The following is a 20031-nucleotide window of genomic DNA, read 5'->3' on the forward strand; positions in this document are numbered from 1 at the left end:
GCCGGCGGCCGCGGCGTCGAGCAGGGTGTAGCTGAGGTTCTCCCACGAGGAGAGCTGCATCAGCACGTCGTGCTCGGCCATGGCCCCCCACGGCTCCACGAAGCCGGGCAGGTCGACCGCATCCGCGACACCGAGGTCCTCGGCCTGCGCACGCAGCGCCGCCGCGAGCGGCCCGGTGCCGGCCAGCGTCAACCGCGTCCCGGGGTCGCGCTCCAGCAGGGCGGGCAGTGCGGCGATCAGCCGGTCGAGATTCTTCTCGGGGGCCAGCCGGGACAGGGACAGGATCCGCAGCCCCTCCCCCGGTGCGCGCCGCTGCCCCGCGGCCGCGGCGCGCACGGCGGGCACGTCCACGCCGTTGCGCACCACGGTGAGGGGCGCCCCCGCACCCCACTTGCGGTGCAGCACGTCCGCGGTGGACTGCGCCACCGCGATCACGAGGTCCGTGCCGCGCAGCCGGGCGCGGTGCGCGGCGTTCTTCACCCGGGCCGCCGCGGCGCGGTTGTACAGCCCATCGTCCGGGGCGATCCCGTGCTCGGTGCTGAGCAGCGCCGGCGCACCGGCCCGCCGCACGGCCCGCCCCGCGCCCAGCGCCGTGAAGGCCGCGAGGTCGGCGTAGGCCAGATGCGTATGGACCGCGGCCGGGCGCAGGGTGCGCACCGCCGTGCGGAGCGTCCGCACCGAGGCGGCCAGGCCGGCGTCGGGGCCGACGCCCCCGGTGAACACCGCCGCACCCTGCTCGCGCAGGCGCTCGGCGAGCGGCCCCTCGGGGCAGAGCACCGCCAGACGCAGACCGGGCAGACCCACGCGCGCGACGTCGAGGACGTGCCGGGCCACGCCGCCGAGGTCGGCGACGGGCACCACCCAGAGCGTCAGCGGGGCCGGGGTGGTCGTCGCGACCTCGGGGATCACAGCCACTGCTCCAGGCGGTCCAGGGCCGTCCAGAACCCCTCGCCGTTGTTGATGTGGCCCTGCCAGATCTCCGGGATGAAGCTCACCCCGGGGGCCAGGCGGTCCAGCTGCTCGCACAGCACGGGCCAGTCGACGTCGCCCTCGCCGATCTGCGGACCCTCCCCGTCCACACCGGTGGCGTCCACGAGGTGCAGGTGGATGGTGTGCGGGGCCAGCTTCTCCACCATCTCGGAGAAGGGGATCCCGAGGAACGTGGCGGAGAGCTTGGAGTGGGAGGTGTCCAGGCACAGGGGCACCCCCGTGGCCTCCACGAACGCCACGGTGTCGTCCGGGTCCATGAAGAGGTTGTGGTACTGCTGACCGCCCATCAGCCACGGGAACGGCGGCAGCGTCTGCGCGGCGATCCGGATGCCGGAGGTGTCCAGGCGCTGCACGGCCTCGGCGATGCGCGCGTACTTCGGCAGCCGCTCCTCCGGGCGGATGTGCCGGTCCAGGGTGAACCCGCCCATGGTGATGACCATGATGGGCGCCTCCTCGGACGGGAACCAGCGCTTCAGGTCCCGGGTGATGTCGATCGTGCGCTGCACCTCGGCGATCGAGCGCTCCCACACGGCGTCGTCGTCGCTGGCCAGGTCCACGAGGAAGTCGCCGGAGAAGATGTCCGGCAGGTGGGTGGTGAAGCCCATCGGCATGGGCTCGGTGAACACCGAGTCGATGTCGATCTCGAGGTCCTTGTAGGAGAAGTGGAACTCCAGGAAGTCCGGGGTGCAGTCCTTCGTCAGCGCCGCGACGTCGTGGTAGCGCACCGGCAGGCCCCAGGGGCGCCGGAACTGAAACTGGCGCCCGGTGGGCACCGTGTCCGTGAGGTCGCCGGCGAAGAAGAAGTCGCCCTCGGCCATCTCGCGGTGCAGCGTGCGGCCGACCAGGCGCGGCAGCTCGTTGGGCTGCAAGCCGCGGCCCGGGGACTTCACGGTCACGTCCTCGGCGGTGATCGTGGCGCCGGCCTGCAGCGGACGGGCCGCCACCAGGGACTTGGCCAGGTTGATGCGGTTCATCGCCTCGCCCGTGGAGACCACGCGCTCGTTCCCGACGCCGATCGACTCCTCGATGTCCCGGGTCTGCCGGACCATCTGGGCGAACTCCTCCGGCAGGAGGGAGACCTTGTGGTCGTTGCCCTCGAGCCCGCGGTCCACGGTGAAGTGCTTCTCGATGATCGAGGCCCCGCGGGCCACCGCGGCCAGGGCCACGTGAAAGCCGCGCTCGTGGCCCGAGTAGCCCACCGGCGTCTGCGCGATCTCCGCGAGCCGGTCCAGGTAGGCCAGGTTCACGTCCTTGTAGGGGGCGGGGTACGTGGACTGGGCGTGCAGCATCGCGAAGGGGACACCGGAGGAGCGCACGAGGGCCGCCGCCTCGCGGATCTCCTCCTCCCGGGACATGCCGGTGGAGAGCACCATCGGCAGGCCGGAGGCGGCCGCGTCCCGCAGCAGACCGTGGTTCGTCAGGTCCGCCGAGGCGATCTTCACGCCGTCCACCGGGTACTCGCGCAGCACCCGCATGGACGGGGCGTCCCACGGGGTGCACATCAGGGCGACGCCGGCGTCCCGGACGTGGTCGAACACCCGCACCATGTCCTCGGCGGAGAGCGAGAACTTGGCCAGCTCGTCCAGGGTGCGCTGGGCCCCCAGGTCCTCGCCGGCGGTGGCCGCACCGGACTGCCGGTACAGGGCGTCCATGTCCCGCAGCTGGAACTTCACGGCATCCGCGCCCGCCTCGACGGCCAGGTCCACGAGACGGCGGGCCAGGTCCACATCGCCCTGGTGGTTGTTGCCGATCTCCGCGATCAGGAACGCCGGGTGGCCCTCCCCGATCCGGTGCCCGCCGATCCGCAGCTCCGCCTCCCGGTTGATCGCCAGGGCCGTCAGGCGGCCGCGCTCGTCCAGCAGCGGCAGGTGCAGCGCCCCGGTGGGCAGGGCCTCGCGCATCTCGGCCGGGGAGGCGCCCAGGGGCGCCGTCGCCGGGTCGCGATGGGCGACGTCGGCCGCGGCCACATCCAGCGACGCCTCCGGCTGCGCCACGAGCCAGCGGCGCACGTCCCCGTCCGTCAGGGAGCCGACGAGGAAACCGTGGGAATCCACCACGAACACGGTGCGCTCGCGGTTGTCGGTCATCTTCTGCAGGGCGGCCAGGAGCGAGTCCTCGGGGAAGACGAGGTAGGGGGTGAGCCTGCGTTCGATGATCACTGCGCGCCTCCGGGGATGCGGTTCGGGCCGGTGGTGGGGGTCTCGGCGGTGTACGGGGCACCGAGGTCGGGGTGGCGCTGGAGCACCTTCTGGACCGCCAGGTACTGGTCCATCTGCTGCTCGGCCAGGGCGAAGTCCAGCTCGGTGTCGATGTCCACGCCCTCGAGGTCGTCGAGCTCCAGCATGCCGATCCGGCCGCCGAGCCGGTTGTGCAGCCGGTCATAGACCCAGGGGCGCGTCACATACAGCGAGCCGTTCTCGCGGAACCGCAGGTCGGCGCGCGACATGTCCTGCCGGCGCTTGCGCGCCGTGACGTCGAAGTCCGGGATCGGCTCCCCGTCGGGATCCTCGGGATGGCGCCACAGGAACGGGGACACCGGGACGACGCCGACCAGCGAGTCCACCCCCGTCTGTCGGAACTGCCGCACGGCGCGGTCCAGGGTGCCGGGCAGGCGCAGCGGGCTGGTGGCCTGGAGCAGCATCACGCCCTCGGGTTCGACGCCGGCCGCGCGCTCGGCCGCGAGCACGTGCTCGATCACGGGCTCGGTGGGGGTCGAGTCCTGGGCCAGGTGGGCCGGACGCAGGCCCGGCACGTCCGCGCCGTAGCGGAGGGCGACCTCGGCGATCTCGGCCGAGTCCGTGGAGACCACCACGTGCAGGTCCTCCTCCGCCTCGAGGGCGGCCTGGATGGTCCAGGCGACGAGCGGGTGGCCGCCCAGGAGGCGGATGTTCTTGCCGGGCAGCCCCCGGGACCCGCCGCGCACGGGGATGACGCACAGGATGCTCACGCGGTCTCCTTCCAGACGTGCTCGGCGATCGCGGCCGCGGGGTCCGCGGTCGGCGAGGCCAGGGGCGGGGTGGGCTCCGGGGTGCGGCCGGGCCGCCACCGGGTCATGCCGTAGCGCTGCCAGAACCCCTCGAGCCAGGCGGGCGGCTCCGGGTGGACGGCCCACGCGGGCCTGCCGGCCTGCGCGGCCTCGAGGATCCCGGTGGAGAAGACGGCGGCCACGGGCCCGCGGGTGGCGACGAGGGGCGCCCCGGCGTCGTCGATCCGCACGCCGGCCCTGCGCCAGGCCGCGTGCTGGCCGCGGGAGAGACGGTCCCGCTCGGCCGGGTGGGGGCGGTAGGCGGCCCCGGTGGCCCGCACGTACTGTTCGGCGGCTGCGGCGAAGTCCCGGCGGGGCAGCTCGGCGCCGTGCAGCTGGCCGAGGAACACCCCGGGGCCGTCGTCTCCGGCGCCCGAGAGCGCGGGCGCGGTCCGGCGGGCCTGCTCGAGCAGCACCGATCCCACCGGGACGGCCTCCACATCGGCGCGGCCCTGGGTCCACCAGTCCGCGTCCGCGCTCGTGAAGGCGTACAGGGTGGCGCCCTGCGGGACGGGCGGCGTGGACACGGCCAGCAGCCCGTGCTGGACGACGCCGATGCGCGCCCCCCGCTGCCGGGCCCAGCGCACGGCGGCGCGACCCGAGGGCAGGTACTCCCCCGCCACCAGGACGCGGCGGAGCCCGGACAGGCGATCCCTCACGACGTCGGCGGTGGCGGCGTGCTCCCGGTGGCCCGCGGCCCCGGGCAGGGCGGGTGCGTCACCGGCGGGCAGCACCCAGCCGACCCCGGCGGCGGCCTCCGGCCGCGCGGTGGCCAGGGCGGCCACGGGCGAGGCCAGCGCGGCCAGCTGCGTGGGGCCGAAGGACTCGAGGGCGACGAGGGTGTGCACGTCCCCCGCCGGCAGGAGCAGGCGCGGGACGTCGTCGCCGGTGAACCGGCGGCGTGTCAGGGCGCCGGCCACGCCGCGCACGGTCGAGCGCGCGGTGTCCGCGGCCCGCCGGGTCAGCGGCCACTGGGCGCGCTGCCACGCGTGCCAGCGCGGCAGGTCCTCGGAGCGCCAGAAGAGGGGCGCGTCGGTCATGCCCACCACCCCTGGGCCATGGCCGCCCGGTGCGCGAACGTGTGCTCCGCGTGCGACCGGCGGCGGCCGGCCTCCCGGATGCGCGCTCCCCAGGCAGGGTCCGCAACGACCCGGCGGCCCAGCTCGATGAGGTGGTCCGCGTCCTCGAAGACGAGCACCTCCTCGTCCGGGACGTAGAACTCGGCCACGTCGGCCCGATCGACGAGCTGGAGACCGCCCATGCCGGGCACCTCGAAGGTCCGCATCGCGTGGCCGGCCTGCAGGCCGTGGATGTTGATGGCGCCCGCGGCGGCCGCCTGCACGGCGTACGCCTCCTCGAGGGGGATGTCCCGTTCGGCCGGCAGGTCCGGCCGGGTCAGCTCCCACGTGCGCAGGCGGTCCACCGGGTGGTGGCTCCACTGACGCCCGTAGGCGCGCACCGGCACCCCGGCCGCGGCCAGGCGCGAGAGCAGCTCCACGCGATTCGGGTAGCGCGAGCCCACGAAGACCAGTTCGTCACGCCGCGGCACCTGGGGCAACGCCATCGCCGGGTCGAAACCGTTGGGCATGTAGTGGGCGTCCACGCCCTCGCCGGCCAGCAGCTCGGCCTCGGAGCGGGCGTAGCTGAGCACCGGCCCGACGGAGCGCAGGAACTCCATCGAGTAGTCGTGCCGCGCGAGGTCGTCGTACAGCCAGAGCATGCGGGGCAGGCCCGCATCGAGGATCGCGGACCAGAAGTCCTCGCCCAGCGAGTCCCCCTTGATGACGAGCACGCGGTCCGGCCGGGCTTCCCGCAGCGCGGCCACGGCCCGCCCCGTGTCCCAGGCGACCCGCGCGGCCGTGCGGTCCACGCCCGCCTTCTGCGGCAGCTCGAGCAGCCCCTTGTTCCGCAGCTTCATGCCGAGCGTGGCGTAGGCGTCGTAGCAGTGCACCGTGACGTCGAAGCCCTGGGCCGCCCACGCCGCCGCGATGGAGCGGTGATAACCGTGGAACGCCGGCGAGACGAGTAACAGCCGTTCCGGGGAGCGGCCGCGCCGCGCGTCGGGCGGCGCGGGCACGGTGTAGCCGGTGGCGCTCATCGGCGCCGCCCCTTCCAGACCAGCTCGTGCTCGTCCCGGAGCACGGCGCGGGCGTCCACGTCCACACCCCGGGCCTGCCGGAGCACGTTCACGGCGAAGTTCGCCCCCGTCGCCGCGGTGAGCGCGGCCTTGAGGACCCGGGGGTGACCGAACTTCCGGGCGTAGCGGTACCGGGAATCCACCAGCCAGCCGCGCCGGCGCAGCGGGTCCGAGGAGCCGTGCAGCCCGTGCGGCACACGGACGGCCGGCACCACGATCGACGGCACGCCGCGCTCGCGCAGGCGGCGCTGCAGGTCGACCTCCTCGGAATTCATGAAGTACTCCTCGTCGAACCCGCCGACGGCGCGGACCTGCGCCATCGGCAGGAGCAGCACGGCGCCCATCACCCAGTCGACCGCCACGGGCGAGGCGGACCGGGCCGCCGCGACGTCGTGCCCCACGGCCTCGTGGAGCACGTCCAGGTGACGGAAGCGGGCCAGCGGAGTCAGCCACTCCACGGTCTGGTGCAGGACCGTCGGGAAGTGCCGCCCGGACCACTGCGGCGTGCCGTCCTCGTTGACGACCTGCGGGCTGACCACGGCCGGCTGATACGGGGCGGCCGCCGCCACCAGAGCGTCGATCTGCGCCCCCGTGATCTCGGCGTCCGAGTTGAGGACCAGGGCCAGCTCGGTGGTGACCGCGGCCAGGCCGGTGTTCACGTTCGCGCCGAAGCCGCCGTTGCGCTCGCGGCGCACCACGGTCAGACGCGGATCGTGCGCCTCGGGGTACGGGGTGGGCGAGGCGTCGTCCGAGACCACGACGGCGGCCAGCGCGTCTCCGGGATCGCTCAGCAGGCGGTCGACGAGGGCGAGGGTGGGGGCCGGATCGCCGTAGTGCGGGATCACCACGGTCACCGCCGCCGTGGGCGACTGGGCTGCCATGCGGGCTCCTCCCTCAGCTCGGATGGACGGCGCACTCAGCGCCCGAGAACCTGTGTCGAGTATAGGGAGGCTCTGGCGAAGACCCGTGCCAGCCGGTGGGGCGGCGCCATGGCCGCCCACACGGCGCTCAGTACACTGACCGGACAGCCACGGGATGGAAAGGGTGAGCCATGCCCGGCGCCCAGGGGGAGGACGAAGCCATGAGCGAGACCACCGCGTTGCGCATCGGCACCGGTCTCGATGCCGTGACGGTGAGCGGCCTCACAGGAGACGAGCGCGCGGAGGTCATCGCGTCCTGGGCCCGGTGCGGTGTGGAGGCCGTGGAGCCGCCGGCCCGCGCGGATGCGCACCGCGGCGCCGACACCGCGCGTCCGTGGCTCCAGTGGCACGAGGACCTGGTGTCCCTGGCGACCTCGCGGGCGATCGAGTCCGCCCGCGGCACCCACCTGCTGTTCCATGCCGCGTGCCTCGCCGCACCGGACACCGGGGCGGCGATGGTCCTGGTGGCGGCGTCCGGGACGGGCAAGACGACGGCCACGCGCCGGCTGGGACCCCATTTCGCCTACCTCACCGACGAGACGGCGATCATCGCACCGGACGGCCTGACCGTCACGCCCTACCCCAAACCGCTGTCCCTGCTGGGGTCACGGGGGGTGCGCCCGAAGACCCAGCGAGGCCCGGACGACCTGGGTCTCGGTCCGACCCTCCCCGACGCCCGGCTGGCCCGGATCGCCGTGCTGGACCGCGTGCGGGATCCGGCAGGCCCGGTGACGCCGCGGGCGGAGGCCATAGAACTCGTGGCCGCGCTCGAGGCGCTCGTCCCCCAGACATCCTCCCTCTCCCTGCTCCCCCGCGGTCTCGTGACGCTCTGCCGCGTCCTCGACACGGTCGGCGGCGCCCAACGCCTGGTCTACGCCGAAGCGGAGGACCTGCGGGATGTCGTCGACGGCCTCCTGGCGGCCCCGCCCACGCCCGTCACCCCCGCCTGGGAGGCGCTCACCGATGAGGAGCTGCGGGCCTCGGTCGGTGCGGCGGTCCCGGGCGCGGTGTCCCGCTGCGCCGTCGACGACGGCATCCTGACCGACAGCGGCCGCCTGGTCCTGCTCGCCTCGGACCGCCTGGTCGTGCTCGAAGGTCTGGGCCCGTCCGTCTGGCTCCTGCTGGACGAGCCGCGGACGGCCGTCGACGTGGTGGCCTGCCTCCGCGCCGAAGGGCCCGTTCCCGAGGACGCCGAGGCCCGGGTGCGGAAGGCGATGGACGCCCTGGTCTCCGCCGGGCTGGCCACGGCCGGCTGAGGCGGCCGGGCTCGGAGCCTACCTCTGCTGTGACATCCGCAGGCGCCAGTGGAGATCGAACTTCGTCGATCGCGCCTTACGGAGCGCCCGGTGACGCCATTCTCTTAGGAAGTCGGCCACGCCGACGGGCGGGATCTCGGCATCATTCGCTGCGCGCCATCCCACGTGCTCGTCGTCCTGGATGGACGACTCCCCCTCCCAGCCGGCGAGGTTGGGGCGCACGGCGAGGACATCGATGCCCAGTTCGTCCCGATAGAACCCGTGGTAGTCGGCCACCCACCACGGCCTCCCCCCGAAGTCCTCGTCGAGCGCCCGTGTGATGAGACGCGCTGCTGCCCGGGTGACCATGTAGTACCCCGTGCCGGTCAAACCAGCGCCCCAGCGACCGAAGGTCACGACACCAAGGCGGGATGGGTGCCGAAGTCTGCGCGCAAGGAGCGAGAGTTGAACGAAGTGCTCGGACTGGCTCGCGACCGATCGATCGCGCCGCCCACCCGGCCCGTAGGGATCAGCCAGGATGACGAGGGACGTCGTGGAAACATATGGTGCGATTCTTTGCACCACCGCTTCCGCATCCTCGGCAAACCGCGCGTCGTCTTCCGCGACGAGTAACAGGTCATGGTCAGCTCCGACCTCCTCGGCAAAACTTCGCATGACCCCCATGTGGCTCAGGGTGCAGCCGATCTCACCGGGACGGGGATCACGCTGGAAAAAGTCCCGGAACCGCTCCACATCGAAGCGCTCTGTCACCGAACCCGAACGATTGTCGATGGCGTCGAACACCTCAAAGTCCTCGCCCCCCGGCTGGGCTCGGAACCCGGACAGGCGCGTGCTGTCCGGCAAGGCGATGACGACACGACGGATGATGCGGGACCTCGGAGAGCGCGGCTTGACTGCCACTGATCGCTCACCCCTTTCCCTTCTCCTGGCCGTTGCGTATGCGCCGACCCGACGCCGCCACCACGACGTATCTCAGTGCCCGCCCCAGTGCGTGGGCGGCCACACCGTCACGAAGACCTCGCCCACGATGTCCTCGCGGGTGACGAAGCGCGCGCAGTCCCCGGCCTGGTCGGCGGGGATGCCGCGGCACGCGATCACGGAGTCGGCCGAGTTCGAGCGGTGGTCGCCGAGCACGAGCATCGAGTCCTCCGGCACGGTGACCGGGCCGAAGCAGCGCGCGGACATCACCTCGGACTCGCAGTCCAGCTCGTCCCGGATGAACGGCAGGTCGTTGTGGATGTACGGCTCATCCAGGGGCTCCCCGTCCACGGTCACGGCGCCCTCGGCGGTGCAGCACTCCACGGTCTGCCCCGCGGTGCCGATCACGCGCTTGACCAGGGCCTGCTCGTGCGAGCGGCCGATGCCGGTGAGGTCGCCGAACGTGCGGACGGCGTTCTCCACGGCCCCCTCCGGTGGCATGGGGTGCGCCCAGTCCTCGTTGGCCGTGAAGACCACCACGTCCTGGGACTCCGCCATCCCGTCCGGGTAGGCGGTGCGGTTGACCAGCATGCGGTCCCCCACCTCGAGGGTGTTCTCCATCGAGCCGGACGGCACCGAGTACACCTTCACCCACAGGGCCTGCACCACGGCGACGACCGCGAGGGCCACCACCACGTTCAGCAGCAGGGAGGCCCAGAACGGCAGGCGCGGACGGTGAGGCTGCGGCGCGGCCACCGCGCCGCCGTCTTCCCCGTGGGCCGGCTCGACGCGCTCGGCCATGGTCAGGCGACGCCGTCGAAGAGGCTGGTGACCGAGCCGTCCTCGAAGACCTCGCGGATCGCGCGGGCGATCAGCGGGGCGATCGAGAGCACGGTGAGGGTCTCGAAGCGCTTCTCCTCCGGGATGGGCAGGGTGTTGGTCACCACGACCTCACGGGCGCCGCACTCGCCGAGACGCTGGGCGGCCGGGTCCGAGAACACCGGGTGCGTGGCGGCGATGATGACGTCCTTGGCGCCGGCGTCCTTGAGGATCTGCACGGCGCCGGCGATGGTGCCGCCGGTGTCGATCATGTCGTCGATCAGCACGCAGACGCGGCCCTCGACGTCCCCGACCACGGTCTTGGACTCGGCCTTGTTCGGAACGGTGAGGTCCCGGCTCTTGTGCACGAAGCCCAGCGGCACGCCGCCCAGGCGGTCCGCCCACTGCTCCGCCACGCGCACGCGACCGGTGTCCGGGGAGACCACCGTGACCTCCTCGCCCTCCACGCTGGAGCGGATGTGGTCCGCCAGCAGCGGGATGGCGAACAGGTGGTCCACCGGGCCGTCGAAGAAGCCCTGGATCTGGGCGGTGTGCAGGTCCACGCTCATCACGCGGGAGGCGCCGGCGGTCTTGTACAGGTCCGCCACGAGGCGGGCCGAGATCGGCTCGCGGCCGCGGCCCTTCTTGTCCTGGCGGGCGTATGGGTAGAACGGCGAGACCACTGTGATGCGGCGGGCGGAGGCGCGCTTCATGGAGTCCACCATGATCAGCTGCTCCATGAGGTGGTTGTTCAGCGGCGCCGGGTGCGACTGGATGATGAACACGTCCTTGCCGCGCACCGACTCGCCCGAGCGCACGTAGATCTCGCCGTTGGCGAAGTCGTAGGCGCTCATGGGGAGCAGCTCGGTGCCCAGCTCCTCGGCGATCTCCTGCGCGAGCTCGGGGTGGGCGCGGCCCGTGGCCAGCACCAGTCGCTTGTCCTCGCTGCGGCTCAGCTCCGTCATGACGTCCTCAACATCCTTCGTGGTCTCGCGTTCCAGGACCGACGGCGTCCGGCGTCGGTGTCGGCCGCCCGGGGCGGCCCGGTCCTCGCACCCATCCTAGGGCGCGCGGGGTCAGCCCTGAGCGCCGGAGCCCTCGGCGCCGGCGGCCCGCGCGATCCTTGTGATCAACGACTCCAGCCAATCCGCCGCGTCGGACACGCGCGGCTGCAGGAGCCTGGCCTGTCCCTCCGCACCCACTCGTGTCTCCTCCAGCGCATCCAGGTACCCCTGCTCGAGAGTCCGGACGTGAGCGACCGGAGGCGGCCACTCATGCGGTGTGTGTCCTGCCGCAGTCCGGCCGGGTGACCGAAACATGAAAGTACGGCTGACGAGATCTGCGAGCAACGGGATGTCGACACCACCCTCGGCCTCCGCCCCATGCCAGAGCAACTGGATGTCCACGAGATCGTGGCCTCGCGTCTGATGTGGATCCGTGACGGCATGGATCTTCTGTGCGAGCTGCTGCTCGACAGCCATCACGGCCACAGACCGCGGTGTTCCACATCCCAACGCGGTGACCGCCTCCGCGACCTGGGGTGCCACGACCTCGACTGGCTGCGCCAGCGTGCTGCCCTCGAATTCGTCGCGCCCGATCTCGATCGGGACCGACACCCAACTTGTCCTCGCGGAGAGAAAATGCAGGGTCACCTTCGCTCGTGACAGGACGTAGGGATCGGGCACTCCGAGAGGCTCCGCAGGATCGTCCTCATGCACCGTGCCGAAGAAGGCCACCCGGGTCGCAGCCGGGTCGGCCTTGAGTTCTCTCTTGCTCCCGGGCGCGGCCCCCCATCCCCGGTCGACGAACCCGGTCAAGTCCTTCAGCGCCTGCTGGGGATCGCGAGCCAGTAGATCGAGATCCCGGGTCGCCCGCGTCCCGGTGGCTCCATGTCGGAGTCGAACGCCATTTCCACCCTTGACTACGACGCCTTCCGGCAACATCTGCGCCACGATCACTGCTCCCAGCAACCGGCGCGCCCGGTCCACCGGAACGCCCATCGCGTCAGCGATCGCCTCCAGTCGACGGTTGAGTTGGCCTTCGCTCCTGGGCGCACCTCGAGCTCCCAGATCGCCCAGGCCCACGACCACGTCATCGACCGCCACGATGTCCACCGTTCTGCCGCGCCTCCAGGTCCTTCTTCAAGCTCCTCGCCTCGCCCACCGTGAGCAGCCCGCGCGCGCGGGCCTCCTCGATCGCAGCGGCGACGCGCTCGAGAGGGATGCGGTCGAGTGCCTCACGAAGGGCTTGGTTGATCGTGAGGCCTCGCACGCCGCCGTGAAAGGTGAGGTCCTCGTCGCCCGGCGGGGGACGGCGTCGTGTCACTCGTACATGCGCGCGCGGCGAGCCGCGGTACCGCCTCGTCACGCCCACCCGTACGACGGAGGGATCGACCAGGGCGAGGTCGTACAGTGACAGCACTGCGTCCCAGTCCAGGAATGCATCTTCACCGCCCGTGGCCACGGCCTCCGCCGCGTCCGTGAACCGGTCGCGGGGAACCTGGCGATGGAGGTACACCCCGTGGGCCAGCCTCCGCAGAACGCCGCGCTGGGCGAGCTTGCGGACCTCGACGGCGGGCACGCCCGCCTCCTCCGCTTCCGTAGTGGTGATGACCCCGTGGTTCCCCGCAGCCACGTCCCACAGATCGTCACGATACGTCACGGGATCACCACCTCATCTCTGGTGTCACAACCGTACCGGAATCGGTACGGTTGTGACACGCCGACCTCTTGTCGGGCGCGCGGGGTCAGCCCTGAGCGCCGGAGCCCTCCGCGCCGGCGGCCCGCGCGGCCTCGGCCGAGGAGGTGCCCGGGCGCTTGGCCGGCACCCAGCCCTCGAGGGTGCGCTGGCTCACGGCGTTCAGCGCCAGGGCCCCGGCGGGCACGTCCTCGCGGACCACGGCGCCCGCGCCGGTGTAGGCGCCGTCGCCCACGGTCACCGGGGCCGTGAACACGGTGTTGGAGCCGGTGCGCACGTGCGCGCCGATCACCGTGCGGTGCTTGTTGACGCCGTCGTAGTTGGCGGTGATGTTGCCGCAGCCGATGTTGGTGTACTCGCCGATCTCGGCGTCCCCGGCGTAGCCCAGGTGGGAGAGCTTGGCGCCGCGGCCCACGGTCACGTTCTTGGTCTCGTAGAACGCGCCGATCTTGCCGTCCTCCCCCAGCACCGTGCCCGGGCGCAGGTAGGTGAACGGGCCGACGGTCGCGCCCGCGCCGATCACGGCCTCCGTGGCGTCGGTGCGCTTCACCACGGCGCCCTCCCCCACCTGCGTGTCCGTGAGGGTGGAGTCCGGGCCGACGACGGCGCCCGTGGCCACCGACGTCGTGCCATGCAGCTGGGTGCCGGGCTTGAGCGTGACGTCCGAGGCGAGGGAGACGGTGACGTCCACCCACGTGGAGGACGGGTCGACGACCGTGACACCCTCCTTCATCCAGCCGCGCAGCACGCGGTCGTTGAGCTGGCGGCCCAGGTCGGAGAGCTGGCGGCGGTCGTTGGCGCCCTCGACCTCCCACACGTCGTCCGTGCCCACCGAGGCGACGCGGCCGCCCTCGGCGCGGGCCATGCCGAGCACGTCCGTGAGGTACTTCTCGCCCTGCACGTTGTCCGTGGAGATCTCCGGCAGGGTGCGGCGCAGCAGGGCGGCGTCGAAGGCGTAGATGCCGGAGTTGACCTCGCGGATCGCCACGAAGGAGTCGTCCCCCGTGGACTCGGCGTGGGCGAGGGCGTCCTTGTGCTCCATGATCCGCTCCACGAGGCCCTCGGCGTCGCGGACGATGCGGCCGTAGCCCGTGGCGTCCTCGAGGGTGGCGGTGAGGACGGTGACGGCGTTGCCGTCCGCCTCGTGGTCCGCGACGAGGCGGGCGAGCGTCTCCGGGGTCAGCAGCGGGACGTCGCCGTAGGTCACCACGACGGTGCCCTCGAGGTCCGCGGGCAGGGCGGCCAGGCCCAGCTCGACGGCGCGGCCGGTGCCCGGCACGTCGTCCTGGTCGGCGATCGCCAGCGCGTCGATGCCCAGCTGGGCCGCCACCGTCTCGAGGTGCTCGGCCACGCGGGCCCGCTCGTGCCGGACCACGGCCACGAGGTGCTCCGGCGCGAGCGACCAGGCCGCCGCGAGCGCGTGGCCCACGAGGGAGCGCCCCCCGATCGCATGCATGATCTTCGGCGTCGTCGACTTCATGCGGGTGCCCTGACCCGCGGCCAGGACGATCACGGCGGAGGGACGGGGGGACGGCTGGGACATGAGGGCTCCTGCACCGGTGGAGGTCAGAGGACGGGTGTTCCGCCCCTAGGATTCGAACCTAGACTGCACGGCTCCAAAGGCCGGCGTGCTGCCATTACACCAGGGCGGAGCGCCGGACCCCAGGGGGCGGCGACGACGGCCCATTCTTCCACACAGGTCGCGCGGATCCGGGGTCAATAGGCGCCGTCGGCGGCGATCACGGCCTTGACGGTCCGGCCCAGGATCACGAGGTCGCCCAGGATGGACCAGTTCTCCACGTAGTAGAGGTCCAGGCGGACCGCCTCCTCCCACGGGAGGTCGGAGCGGCCGGAGACCTGCCAGAGGCCCGTGATGCCGGGCTGCACCAGGAAGCGGCGGTGCACGTACTGCTCGTAGGCCTCGACCTCGTGCGGCAGGTGGGGCCGCGGGCCCACGAGGGACATGTCCCCCCGCAGCACGTTCACGAGCTGGGGCAGCTCGTCGATGCTGGTGCGGCGGATGAGCCTGCCGACCCGGGTGATGCGCGGGTCGTCCTTCATCTTGAACAGCACGTCCGCATCCCCGCCGTCCGAGACGAGCCGCTGCCGGATCTCCTCGGCGTCCACCACCATGGAACGGAACTTGAGCATGGTGAACGGCCTGCCGCCGAGACCGATCCGCTCCTGCCGGAACAGCACCGGCCCGCCGTCCGTGGCCTTGACCGCGATCGCGACGGCGATCAACAGCGGCGAGATGGCGATCAGGCCCAGACCCGACGCGACGACGTCGAACGCCCGCTTGGCGAACGCCTTGCCCTCGGAGAGGCGCGGAGTGGAGAGGTGGATGAGCGGCAGACCCGCGAGGGGCTGCGTGTGGAGGCGGGGTCCGGCGACGTCCACGAGCGCGGGCGCCATGATCAGGGAGACGCCGCGCTCCTGCAGCTCCCAGCCCAGTCGGCGGACGTCCCCGGGGACGAACGAATGGCCCGAGGTGATCACCACGGCTTCGACGTCGCGCACCTCCACGAGGGCGACCACGTCCTCCACGGTGTCCAGGTCCGTGGAGACCGGTATCGGGAGGTAGTCCGCCTGCCGGGCCTTGTATCCGGGGAGAGCCGCCGCCACGGGGGCGTAGCCGGCGCCGGCCTCGGAGTCGAGGGCCTGGAAGATGTGCCGGACCGCCTTCGGGCCGCCGACGAGCAGGAGCCGCCGCCGGAACCTGCCGCGGTGTCGCTGCCGGGCCACCCACCCGCGCACGAGGAACCGGCCCAGCAGGAGCAGGAGCACGCCCAGCGGCAGCGCCAGGCCCACGTAGCCGCGCGCCACTTCGAGACCTGCCGCATAGGCGAGGATCGCGACGGTGCCGAAGAGATAGAGGGTGCCCTGCAGGACCCGCTTGTACTCCTCGCTGCCCACCCCCAGGATCCGGATGTCCCGCGAGCCCTGGATGGTCAGCGCGAGCACCCAGGCCGCGCTCAGCGCGAGGCTGATGACGCTGTAGTCGATGATTTCGGTGCCGGGGAGGGTGGTGCGCCGCGATCCGCCGAAGCGGAGCTGGGCCGACACGAAGGTGGCGAGCAGGACCGCGACCACGTCCACGATGAGGACGAGCAGCGGAAGGCCCCGCTCCCAGGGCCGACCCAGGACACGACCGCGGGCCGTCGAGCCCATGCGGTGCGTGGTCGACTCATCACCGGGACTCGCGATCACGCTCTGCTCCTCCGTCCTGACGTGGGGGATGGTTCACGTCGTGGGGGTCGAGCACATTGCTGTGCCCCGGCCCCCGATTATAGGTCGGAAATTGTGAATGGCTGTGCCGTCCGCCGCACCCTCCTGTGAGCGCCCGCCGGTCAGTCCCCTTCGGCGAGTTCAGCGGCCTGCAGCCACTCCTCCTCCAGGACGTCCAGCTGCGCGTCGAGGTCCTTCAGGTCGGCGGAGGCCGCGGTGAGGGCGTCGAAGTCCTGCGCCTGCCCCAGCTCGGCCATCCGCGCCTCGAGGCCGGACCTGCGGTCCCGGAGCCGGGTCATCTGCTTCTCGAGCCGGGCCATCTCCTTGCGGGCCAGCCGACGCTCCGCCTCGGTGGGTCCGGTGTCCTCCTCCGGCCCGCCCATGCCCGCGCACGTCCCGACGACGTCGTTGCGGCCTCGGGCCGCGCCGGTTCCCCGGGCCGGGCCGCCGGCGTCGTCCATCGCGGCGCGCAGCTCGAGGTACTGGTCCACCCCGCCCGGCAGGCCGCGGACCTTGCCGTCCCCGAGCAGGGCGACCTGGTGGTCGGTGATGCGCTCGAGCAGGTAACGGTCATGGGAGACCACCACCAGGGTCCCCGGCCACCCGTCCAGCACATCCTCGACGGCGGCCAGGGTGTCCGTGTCCAGGTCGTTGGTCGGCTCGTCGAGCATGAGGACGTTGGGCTCGCCCACGAGCAGGCGCAGCAGCTGCAGGCGCCGGCGCTCGCCGCCCGAGAGCTCGGAGACCTGAGTCCACTGCCGGGAGGTGCCGAAGCCGAGCATCTCGAGCAGCTGGCCGGAGGACATCTCGCGGTCCCCGACCTGGAAGGACAAGCCCTCGCGGGCCATGACTTCGGCGACGCGCAGGTGGGCGACGTCGTCGAGTTCCTTCACGTCCTGGGTGAGGGTGGCCGAGACCACCGTCTTGCCGCGCTTCACCCGCCCCGAGTCCGGGGCGATGCGCCCGTCGAGCAGGCGCAGCAGGGTCGACTTGCCCGCACCGTTGACGCCGACCACGCCGAGCCGCTCGCCGGGCGCCAGGCGCAGGGTGACGTCGTCGAGGATCGGCTTCTCCCCCAGCGTCAGGCTCACGTGCTCGAGGTCGAGGACGTCCTTGCCCAGCCGGGCCGTGGCCATCTTCGCCAGGGACACCGAGTCGCGCGGGGCGGGGACGTCCTCGATGATGGCGTTGGCCGCCTCGATGCGGAACTTCGGCTTCGACGTGCGTGCCGGGGCGCCACGGCGCAGCCAGGCGAGCTCCTTCTTCACGAGCTGCTGACGCTTCTGCTCCGTCACCGCCGCCTGCCGGGAGCGCTCCGCGCGCGCGAGCACCCACGCCGCGTAGCCGCCGTCGAACGGGTCCACCGTGGCGTCGTGCACCTCCCACGTGCGCGTGCAGACCTCGTCGAGGAACCACCGGTCGTGGGTGACCACCACGAGGCCGCCGTCGGTGGGGCGCCAGCGCTGCTTCAGGTGGCGGGCGAGCCACGCGACGCCCTCGACGTCCAGGTGGTTGGTGGGCTCGTCGAGGAAGAGGACGTCGTCGTCCCCGGCGAGCAGACGGGCCAGGGCGACGCGACGGCGCTGGCCGCCGGAGAGGCCCCGCACGGACTGCTCCAGGTCGAAGCCGTCGAGGAGACCGCCCAGGACGTCCCGGACCTTGGGGTCTGAGGCCCACACGTGGTCGTCCACGTCCCCGACCACGGCCTGGCGCACGGTATGCTCCGGGTCGAGCCGGTCCTGCTGGTCCAGCACGCCCACGCGGACGCCGCCGCGGCGGGTGACGCGGCCCGTGTCGGGTTCCTGAAGGCCGGCGAGGATGCGCATGAGCGTGGACTTGCCGTCACCGTTGCGGCCCACGAGTCCGATCCGGTCCCCCTCATCCACGCCGAGGGAGAGGCCCTCGAGGACGGTGCGGGTTCCGAAGGCGATGCCGATGTTCTCGGCGCCGAGCAGGTGGGCCATGGAGGAGGTGGTCCTTTCCGGACGGAGGAGGGGTGGTCGGGTGCGGCGGGGTGCGCCGCCGGGTGTCACAGCACGTGGGCGCCGGGCACGGGGCCGTGGACGGGGAGGGCGCGCACGCCCGTGCGCTCCTCGATGGCCGAGGCCAGCCGCAGCGCGGAGGCCTCGTCCTGCGCCACGAAGAGCAGGGTGGGGCCGGAGCCGGAGACCATGCCGCGCAGCGCGCCTTCGTCCAGGCCGAGGTCGAGGACGTCCGAGAGCTCGGGGAACAGGACGACGGCCGGGGTCTGCAGGTCGTTGTCCATGGCGGTGGCGAGTTCGAGCGGGTCCGCCGCGGTGAGGGCCCGCAGGACGGCCTCGTTCACCTCCGGGCGCGTCGGCCCGTCGGGCAGGTGACCCTCCCGGCGCAGCTCGTCCAGGGTCTGGAACACCACGGGGGTGGACAGCCCGGCGTCCGCCGGGACGAGGACGAGGTGCACCGGGGTGCGGGCCGCGACGGGGGTCAGCTCGGCCCCGGTCCCGAGCCCGACGGCGGCGCCGCCCAGCACGCTGAAGGGCACGTCCGCGCCCAGCGGGGCGGCCAGCTCGGCGAGCTCGGCGCGGGTGTGCCCGGTCTCCCACAGGGCGCTGCACGCGAGCAGCGCGGCGGCCGCGTCGGCGGAGCCGCCGCCCATGCCGCCCGCGACCGGGACCTGCTTGGCGACCTCGAGGTGGACGCCGTGGGTGTCAGGATCGAGCCCGAGGGTGCGCCGCAGGTGCGCGGCGGCGCGGTGCGCGAGGTTGCGTTCGTCCCAGGGCACGTCCTGGGTGTCCGCCAGACTGATGTGGCGGCCCGACGGGCCGACGGTGATCCTCCCGTCCGTGCGCGCGATCGCCGTGACGGTCTCCCGCAGGCTGACGGCCAGGTACACGGTGGCCACGGGGTGGTAGCCGTCCGCGCCGGGGGGTCCCACCCGCAGGGACAGGTTCACCTTGCCGGGGGCGCTGACCGTGACGTGCCGGGCCGTGGGGTCGAGGCCGAGGTCCTCCGTCGTCATGCGCTCACCTCCTCCGCCGCGCGCCGCGGGCCGTGCTCGGCGATCCGCGCGAAGGCCGCGATGTCCAGGGCCTCGCCGCGGGCGCGCGGGTCCACGCCGGCGGCCACCAGGGCGTCCTCCGCCGCCTGCGGCGACCCGGCCCAGGAGGCGAGCGCGGCGCGCAGGGTCTTGCGGCGCTGGGCGAAGGCGGCGTCCACCACGGCGAAGACCTCCCGGCGGGGCGCGCCGCCCGCCGGCGGCTCGCGCCGGGTGAAGGCGACCAGCCCGGAGTGGATGCGCGGAGCCGGCCAGAACACCTGGGTGCCGATGGTGCCCGCCTTGCGCACGTCCGCGTGCCACGCCGCCTTGGCGGACGGCACGCCGTAGACCTTGGAGCCGGGCCCGGCCGCGAGACGGTCCGCGACCTCCTCCTGCACCATCACCAGGCCGTGCCGCAGCCCCGGCAGGACCGCGAGCGCGTGCAGCAACACGGGCACGGCCACGTTGTAGGGCAGGTTCGCCACGAGCGCGGTGGGGCCGCCGGCGGCGGCAGCGGGCCGGACCTCGGCCAGGGCCTGCTCGCTCAGCGTCATGGCGTCCGCGTGCAGCACCGCGAGGGCGTCCTCGGCCCCGGGGCGGAACTCGGCGGCGGTGCGCGGCAGGCGGGCGGCGGTGACCGGGTCGATCTCGACGGCGGTGACGGCGGCGGCCGCGTCCAGCAGGCCGAGGGTGAGCGAGCCCAGACCGGGGCCGATCTCGAGCACGTGCTCGTCCGCGGTCACGTCCGCGGCCTGCACGATGCGCCGGATCGTGTTCGGGTCGATCACGAAGTTCTGGCCCCACTGCTTGGTGGGACGCAGGTCCAGCTCGGCGGCGATGCGCCGCACGTCCGCGGCGCTCAGCAGCGGCTGTTTCTTATACACTTCTGACGCTCCCGACAATCGTACACTTTTGCGTCATGTGGGGCTTGTTTCTATTCATAAAAAATATTAATAGATTAAATAATTCCTTGCTACCCTTTATCTGTTGCTTGATAGACCATAGGGCTTGTCTATGATACACAT

The 20031-nt window shown here is 72.6% G+C and carries 16 protein-coding genes, 1 tRNA gene and 1 pseudogene; 1 reads left to right on the forward strand and 17 read right to left on the reverse strand.

What is annotated here, in order from left to right; all coding sequences use genetic code 11:
• Positions 1–15: 15 nt before the first annotated feature.
• From FLM69_RS06705 to FLM69_RS06730, 6 genes and pseudogenes are all read right to left on the reverse strand, one after another.
• Positions 16–915: pseudogene (locus FLM69_RS06705) on the reverse strand (glycosyltransferase); the annotation flags it as partial.
• Complete coding sequence (locus FLM69_RS06710; RefSeq protein ID WP_141843577.1) at positions 906–3149, reverse strand: N-acetylneuraminate synthase family protein; 2244 nt, start codon at positions 3147–3149, stop codon at positions 906–908. The gene FLM69_RS06710 and the pseudogene FLM69_RS06705, both read right to left, overlap by 10 nt.
• The gene (locus FLM69_RS06715; protein WP_141843579.1) at positions 3146–3937 is read right to left on the reverse strand and encodes a cytidylyltransferase domain-containing protein; all 792 of its coding nucleotides are present in this window, start codon (positions 3935–3937) and stop codon (positions 3146–3148) included. Before FLM69_RS06715 ends, FLM69_RS06710 begins: the two co-directional genes overlap by 4 nt.
• On the reverse strand, positions 3934–5055 hold the full coding sequence (locus FLM69_RS06720; protein ID WP_141843581.1) for an RNA-binding protein: 1122 nt from the start codon (positions 5053–5055) through the stop codon (positions 3934–3936). Before FLM69_RS06720 ends, FLM69_RS06715 begins: the two co-directional genes overlap by 4 nt.
• The gene (locus tag FLM69_RS06725) at positions 5052–6113 is read right to left on the reverse strand and encodes a glycosyltransferase (RefSeq protein ID WP_141843583.1); all 1062 of its coding nucleotides are present in this window, start codon (positions 6111–6113) and stop codon (positions 5052–5054) included. The genes FLM69_RS06720 and FLM69_RS06725 overlap by 4 nt, the downstream gene beginning before the upstream one ends.
• Positions 6110–7033, reverse strand: coding sequence for a glycosyltransferase family 2 protein (locus FLM69_RS06730; RefSeq protein WP_141843585.1), 924 nt, complete (start codon positions 7031–7033; stop codon positions 6110–6112). The genes FLM69_RS06725 and FLM69_RS06730 overlap by 4 nt, the downstream gene beginning before the upstream one ends.
• A gap of 200 nt (positions 7034–7233) precedes the next feature.
• On the opposite strand from FLM69_RS06730, the gene FLM69_RS06735 reads away from it, so the two are divergent.
• Positions 7234–8328, forward strand: coding sequence for a PqqD family peptide modification chaperone (locus tag FLM69_RS06735; protein WP_141843587.1), 1095 nt, complete (start codon positions 7234–7236; stop codon positions 8326–8328).
• 18 nt (positions 8329–8346) lie between these two features.
• Here FLM69_RS06735 and FLM69_RS06740 read toward each other — a convergent pair whose 3' ends face one another.
• From FLM69_RS06740 to rsmA, 11 genes are all read right to left on the reverse strand, one after another.
• Positions 8347–9228, reverse strand: a complete 882-nt coding sequence (locus FLM69_RS06740; RefSeq protein WP_078025741.1) for a glycosyltransferase family 25 protein — start codon at positions 9226–9228, stop codon at positions 8347–8349.
• Between the two features lie 72 nt (positions 9229–9300).
• Positions 9301–10047 (reverse strand): signal peptidase I, encoded by a 747-nt coding sequence (gene lepB, locus FLM69_RS06745; RefSeq protein WP_141843589.1) that lies wholly within the window; start codon positions 10045–10047, stop codon positions 9301–9303.
• A 2-nt stretch (positions 10048–10049) separates the two neighbouring features.
• The gene (locus tag FLM69_RS06750; protein ID WP_036340441.1) at positions 10050–11030 is read right to left on the reverse strand and encodes a ribose-phosphate diphosphokinase; all 981 of its coding nucleotides are present in this window, start codon (positions 11028–11030) and stop codon (positions 10050–10052) included.
• 111 nt (positions 11031–11141) lie between these two features.
• Positions 11142–12170, reverse strand: coding sequence for a nucleotidyl transferase AbiEii/AbiGii toxin family protein (locus tag FLM69_RS06755; protein ID WP_225348330.1), 1029 nt, complete (start codon positions 12168–12170; stop codon positions 11142–11144).
• Positions 12157–12726, reverse strand: coding sequence for a type IV toxin-antitoxin system AbiEi family antitoxin domain-containing protein (locus tag FLM69_RS06760; RefSeq protein ID WP_020627445.1), 570 nt, complete (start codon positions 12724–12726; stop codon positions 12157–12159). Before FLM69_RS06760 ends, FLM69_RS06755 begins: the two co-directional genes overlap by 14 nt.
• A gap of 85 nt (positions 12727–12811) precedes the next feature.
• The gene (gene glmU, locus FLM69_RS06765; RefSeq protein ID WP_141843590.1) at positions 12812–14305 is read right to left on the reverse strand and encodes a bifunctional UDP-N-acetylglucosamine diphosphorylase/glucosamine-1-phosphate N-acetyltransferase GlmU; all 1494 of its coding nucleotides are present in this window, start codon (positions 14303–14305) and stop codon (positions 12812–12814) included.
• Positions 14306–14342: 37 nt separating this feature from the next.
• Positions 14343–14414 (reverse strand) — tRNA-Gln (locus tag FLM69_RS06770).
• Positions 14415–14478: 64 nt separating this feature from the next.
• Positions 14479–15972 carry a sugar transferase gene (locus FLM69_RS06775; protein WP_036384942.1) on the reverse strand — a complete coding sequence of 498 codons (1494 nt, stop codon included), beginning with the start codon at positions 15970–15972 and terminating at the stop codon, positions 14479–14481.
• Positions 15973–16112: 140 nt separating this feature from the next.
• Positions 16113–17954 (reverse strand): ABC-F family ATP-binding cassette domain-containing protein, encoded by a 1842-nt coding sequence (locus FLM69_RS06780; protein WP_036384943.1) that lies wholly within the window; start codon positions 17952–17954, stop codon positions 16113–16115.
• Between the two features lie 65 nt (positions 17955–18019).
• Entirely contained in the window at positions 18020–18988 is a 969-nt protein-coding gene (locus FLM69_RS06785) for a 4-(cytidine 5'-diphospho)-2-C-methyl-D-erythritol kinase (protein WP_036384944.1), read from the reverse strand.
• Positions 18985–19890, reverse strand: coding sequence for a 16S rRNA (adenine(1518)-N(6)/adenine(1519)-N(6))-dimethyltransferase RsmA (gene rsmA, locus FLM69_RS06790; RefSeq protein ID WP_255502747.1), 906 nt, complete (start codon positions 19888–19890; stop codon positions 18985–18987). Before rsmA ends, FLM69_RS06785 begins: the two co-directional genes overlap by 4 nt.
• Positions 19891–20031 lie beyond the last annotated feature (141 nt).

Source organism: Micrococcus sp. R8502A1, assembly GCF_006704135.1.
Taxonomy (GTDB): domain Bacteria; phylum Actinomycetota; class Actinomycetes; order Actinomycetales; family Micrococcaceae; genus Micrococcus; species Micrococcus luteus.

Coding starts and splice junctions, on each gene's coding strand:
- FLM69_RS06735 (WP_141843587.1), top strand. CDS start 7,234: ATGAGCGAGACCACCGCGTTGCGCATCGGCACCGGTCTCGATGCCGTG.
- FLM69_RS06730 (WP_141843585.1), bottom strand. CDS start 7,033: ATGGCAGCCCAGTCGCCCACGGCGGCGGTGACCGTGGTGATCCCGCAC.
- FLM69_RS06725 (WP_141843583.1), bottom strand. CDS start 6,113: ATGAGCGCCACCGGCTACACCGTGCCCGCGCCGCCCGACGCGCGGCGC.
- FLM69_RS06750 (WP_036340441.1), bottom strand. CDS start 11,030: ATGACGGAGCTGAGCCGCAGCGAGGACAAGCGACTGGTGCTGGCCACG.
- glmU (WP_141843590.1), bottom strand. CDS start 14,305: ATGTCCCAGCCGTCCCCCCGTCCCTCCGCCGTGATCGTCCTGGCCGCG.
- FLM69_RS06785 (WP_036384944.1), bottom strand. CDS start 18,988: ATGACGACGGAGGACCTCGGCCTCGACCCCACGGCCCGGCACGTCACG.
- FLM69_RS06780 (WP_036384943.1), bottom strand. CDS start 17,954: ATGGCCCACCTGCTCGGCGCCGAGAACATCGGCATCGCCTTCGGAACC.
- FLM69_RS06720 (WP_141843581.1), bottom strand. CDS start 5,055: ATGACCGACGCGCCCCTCTTCTGGCGCTCCGAGGACCTGCCGCGCTGG.
- lepB (WP_141843589.1), bottom strand. CDS start 10,047: ATGGCCGAGCGCGTCGAGCCGGCCCACGGGGAAGACGGCGGCGCGGTG.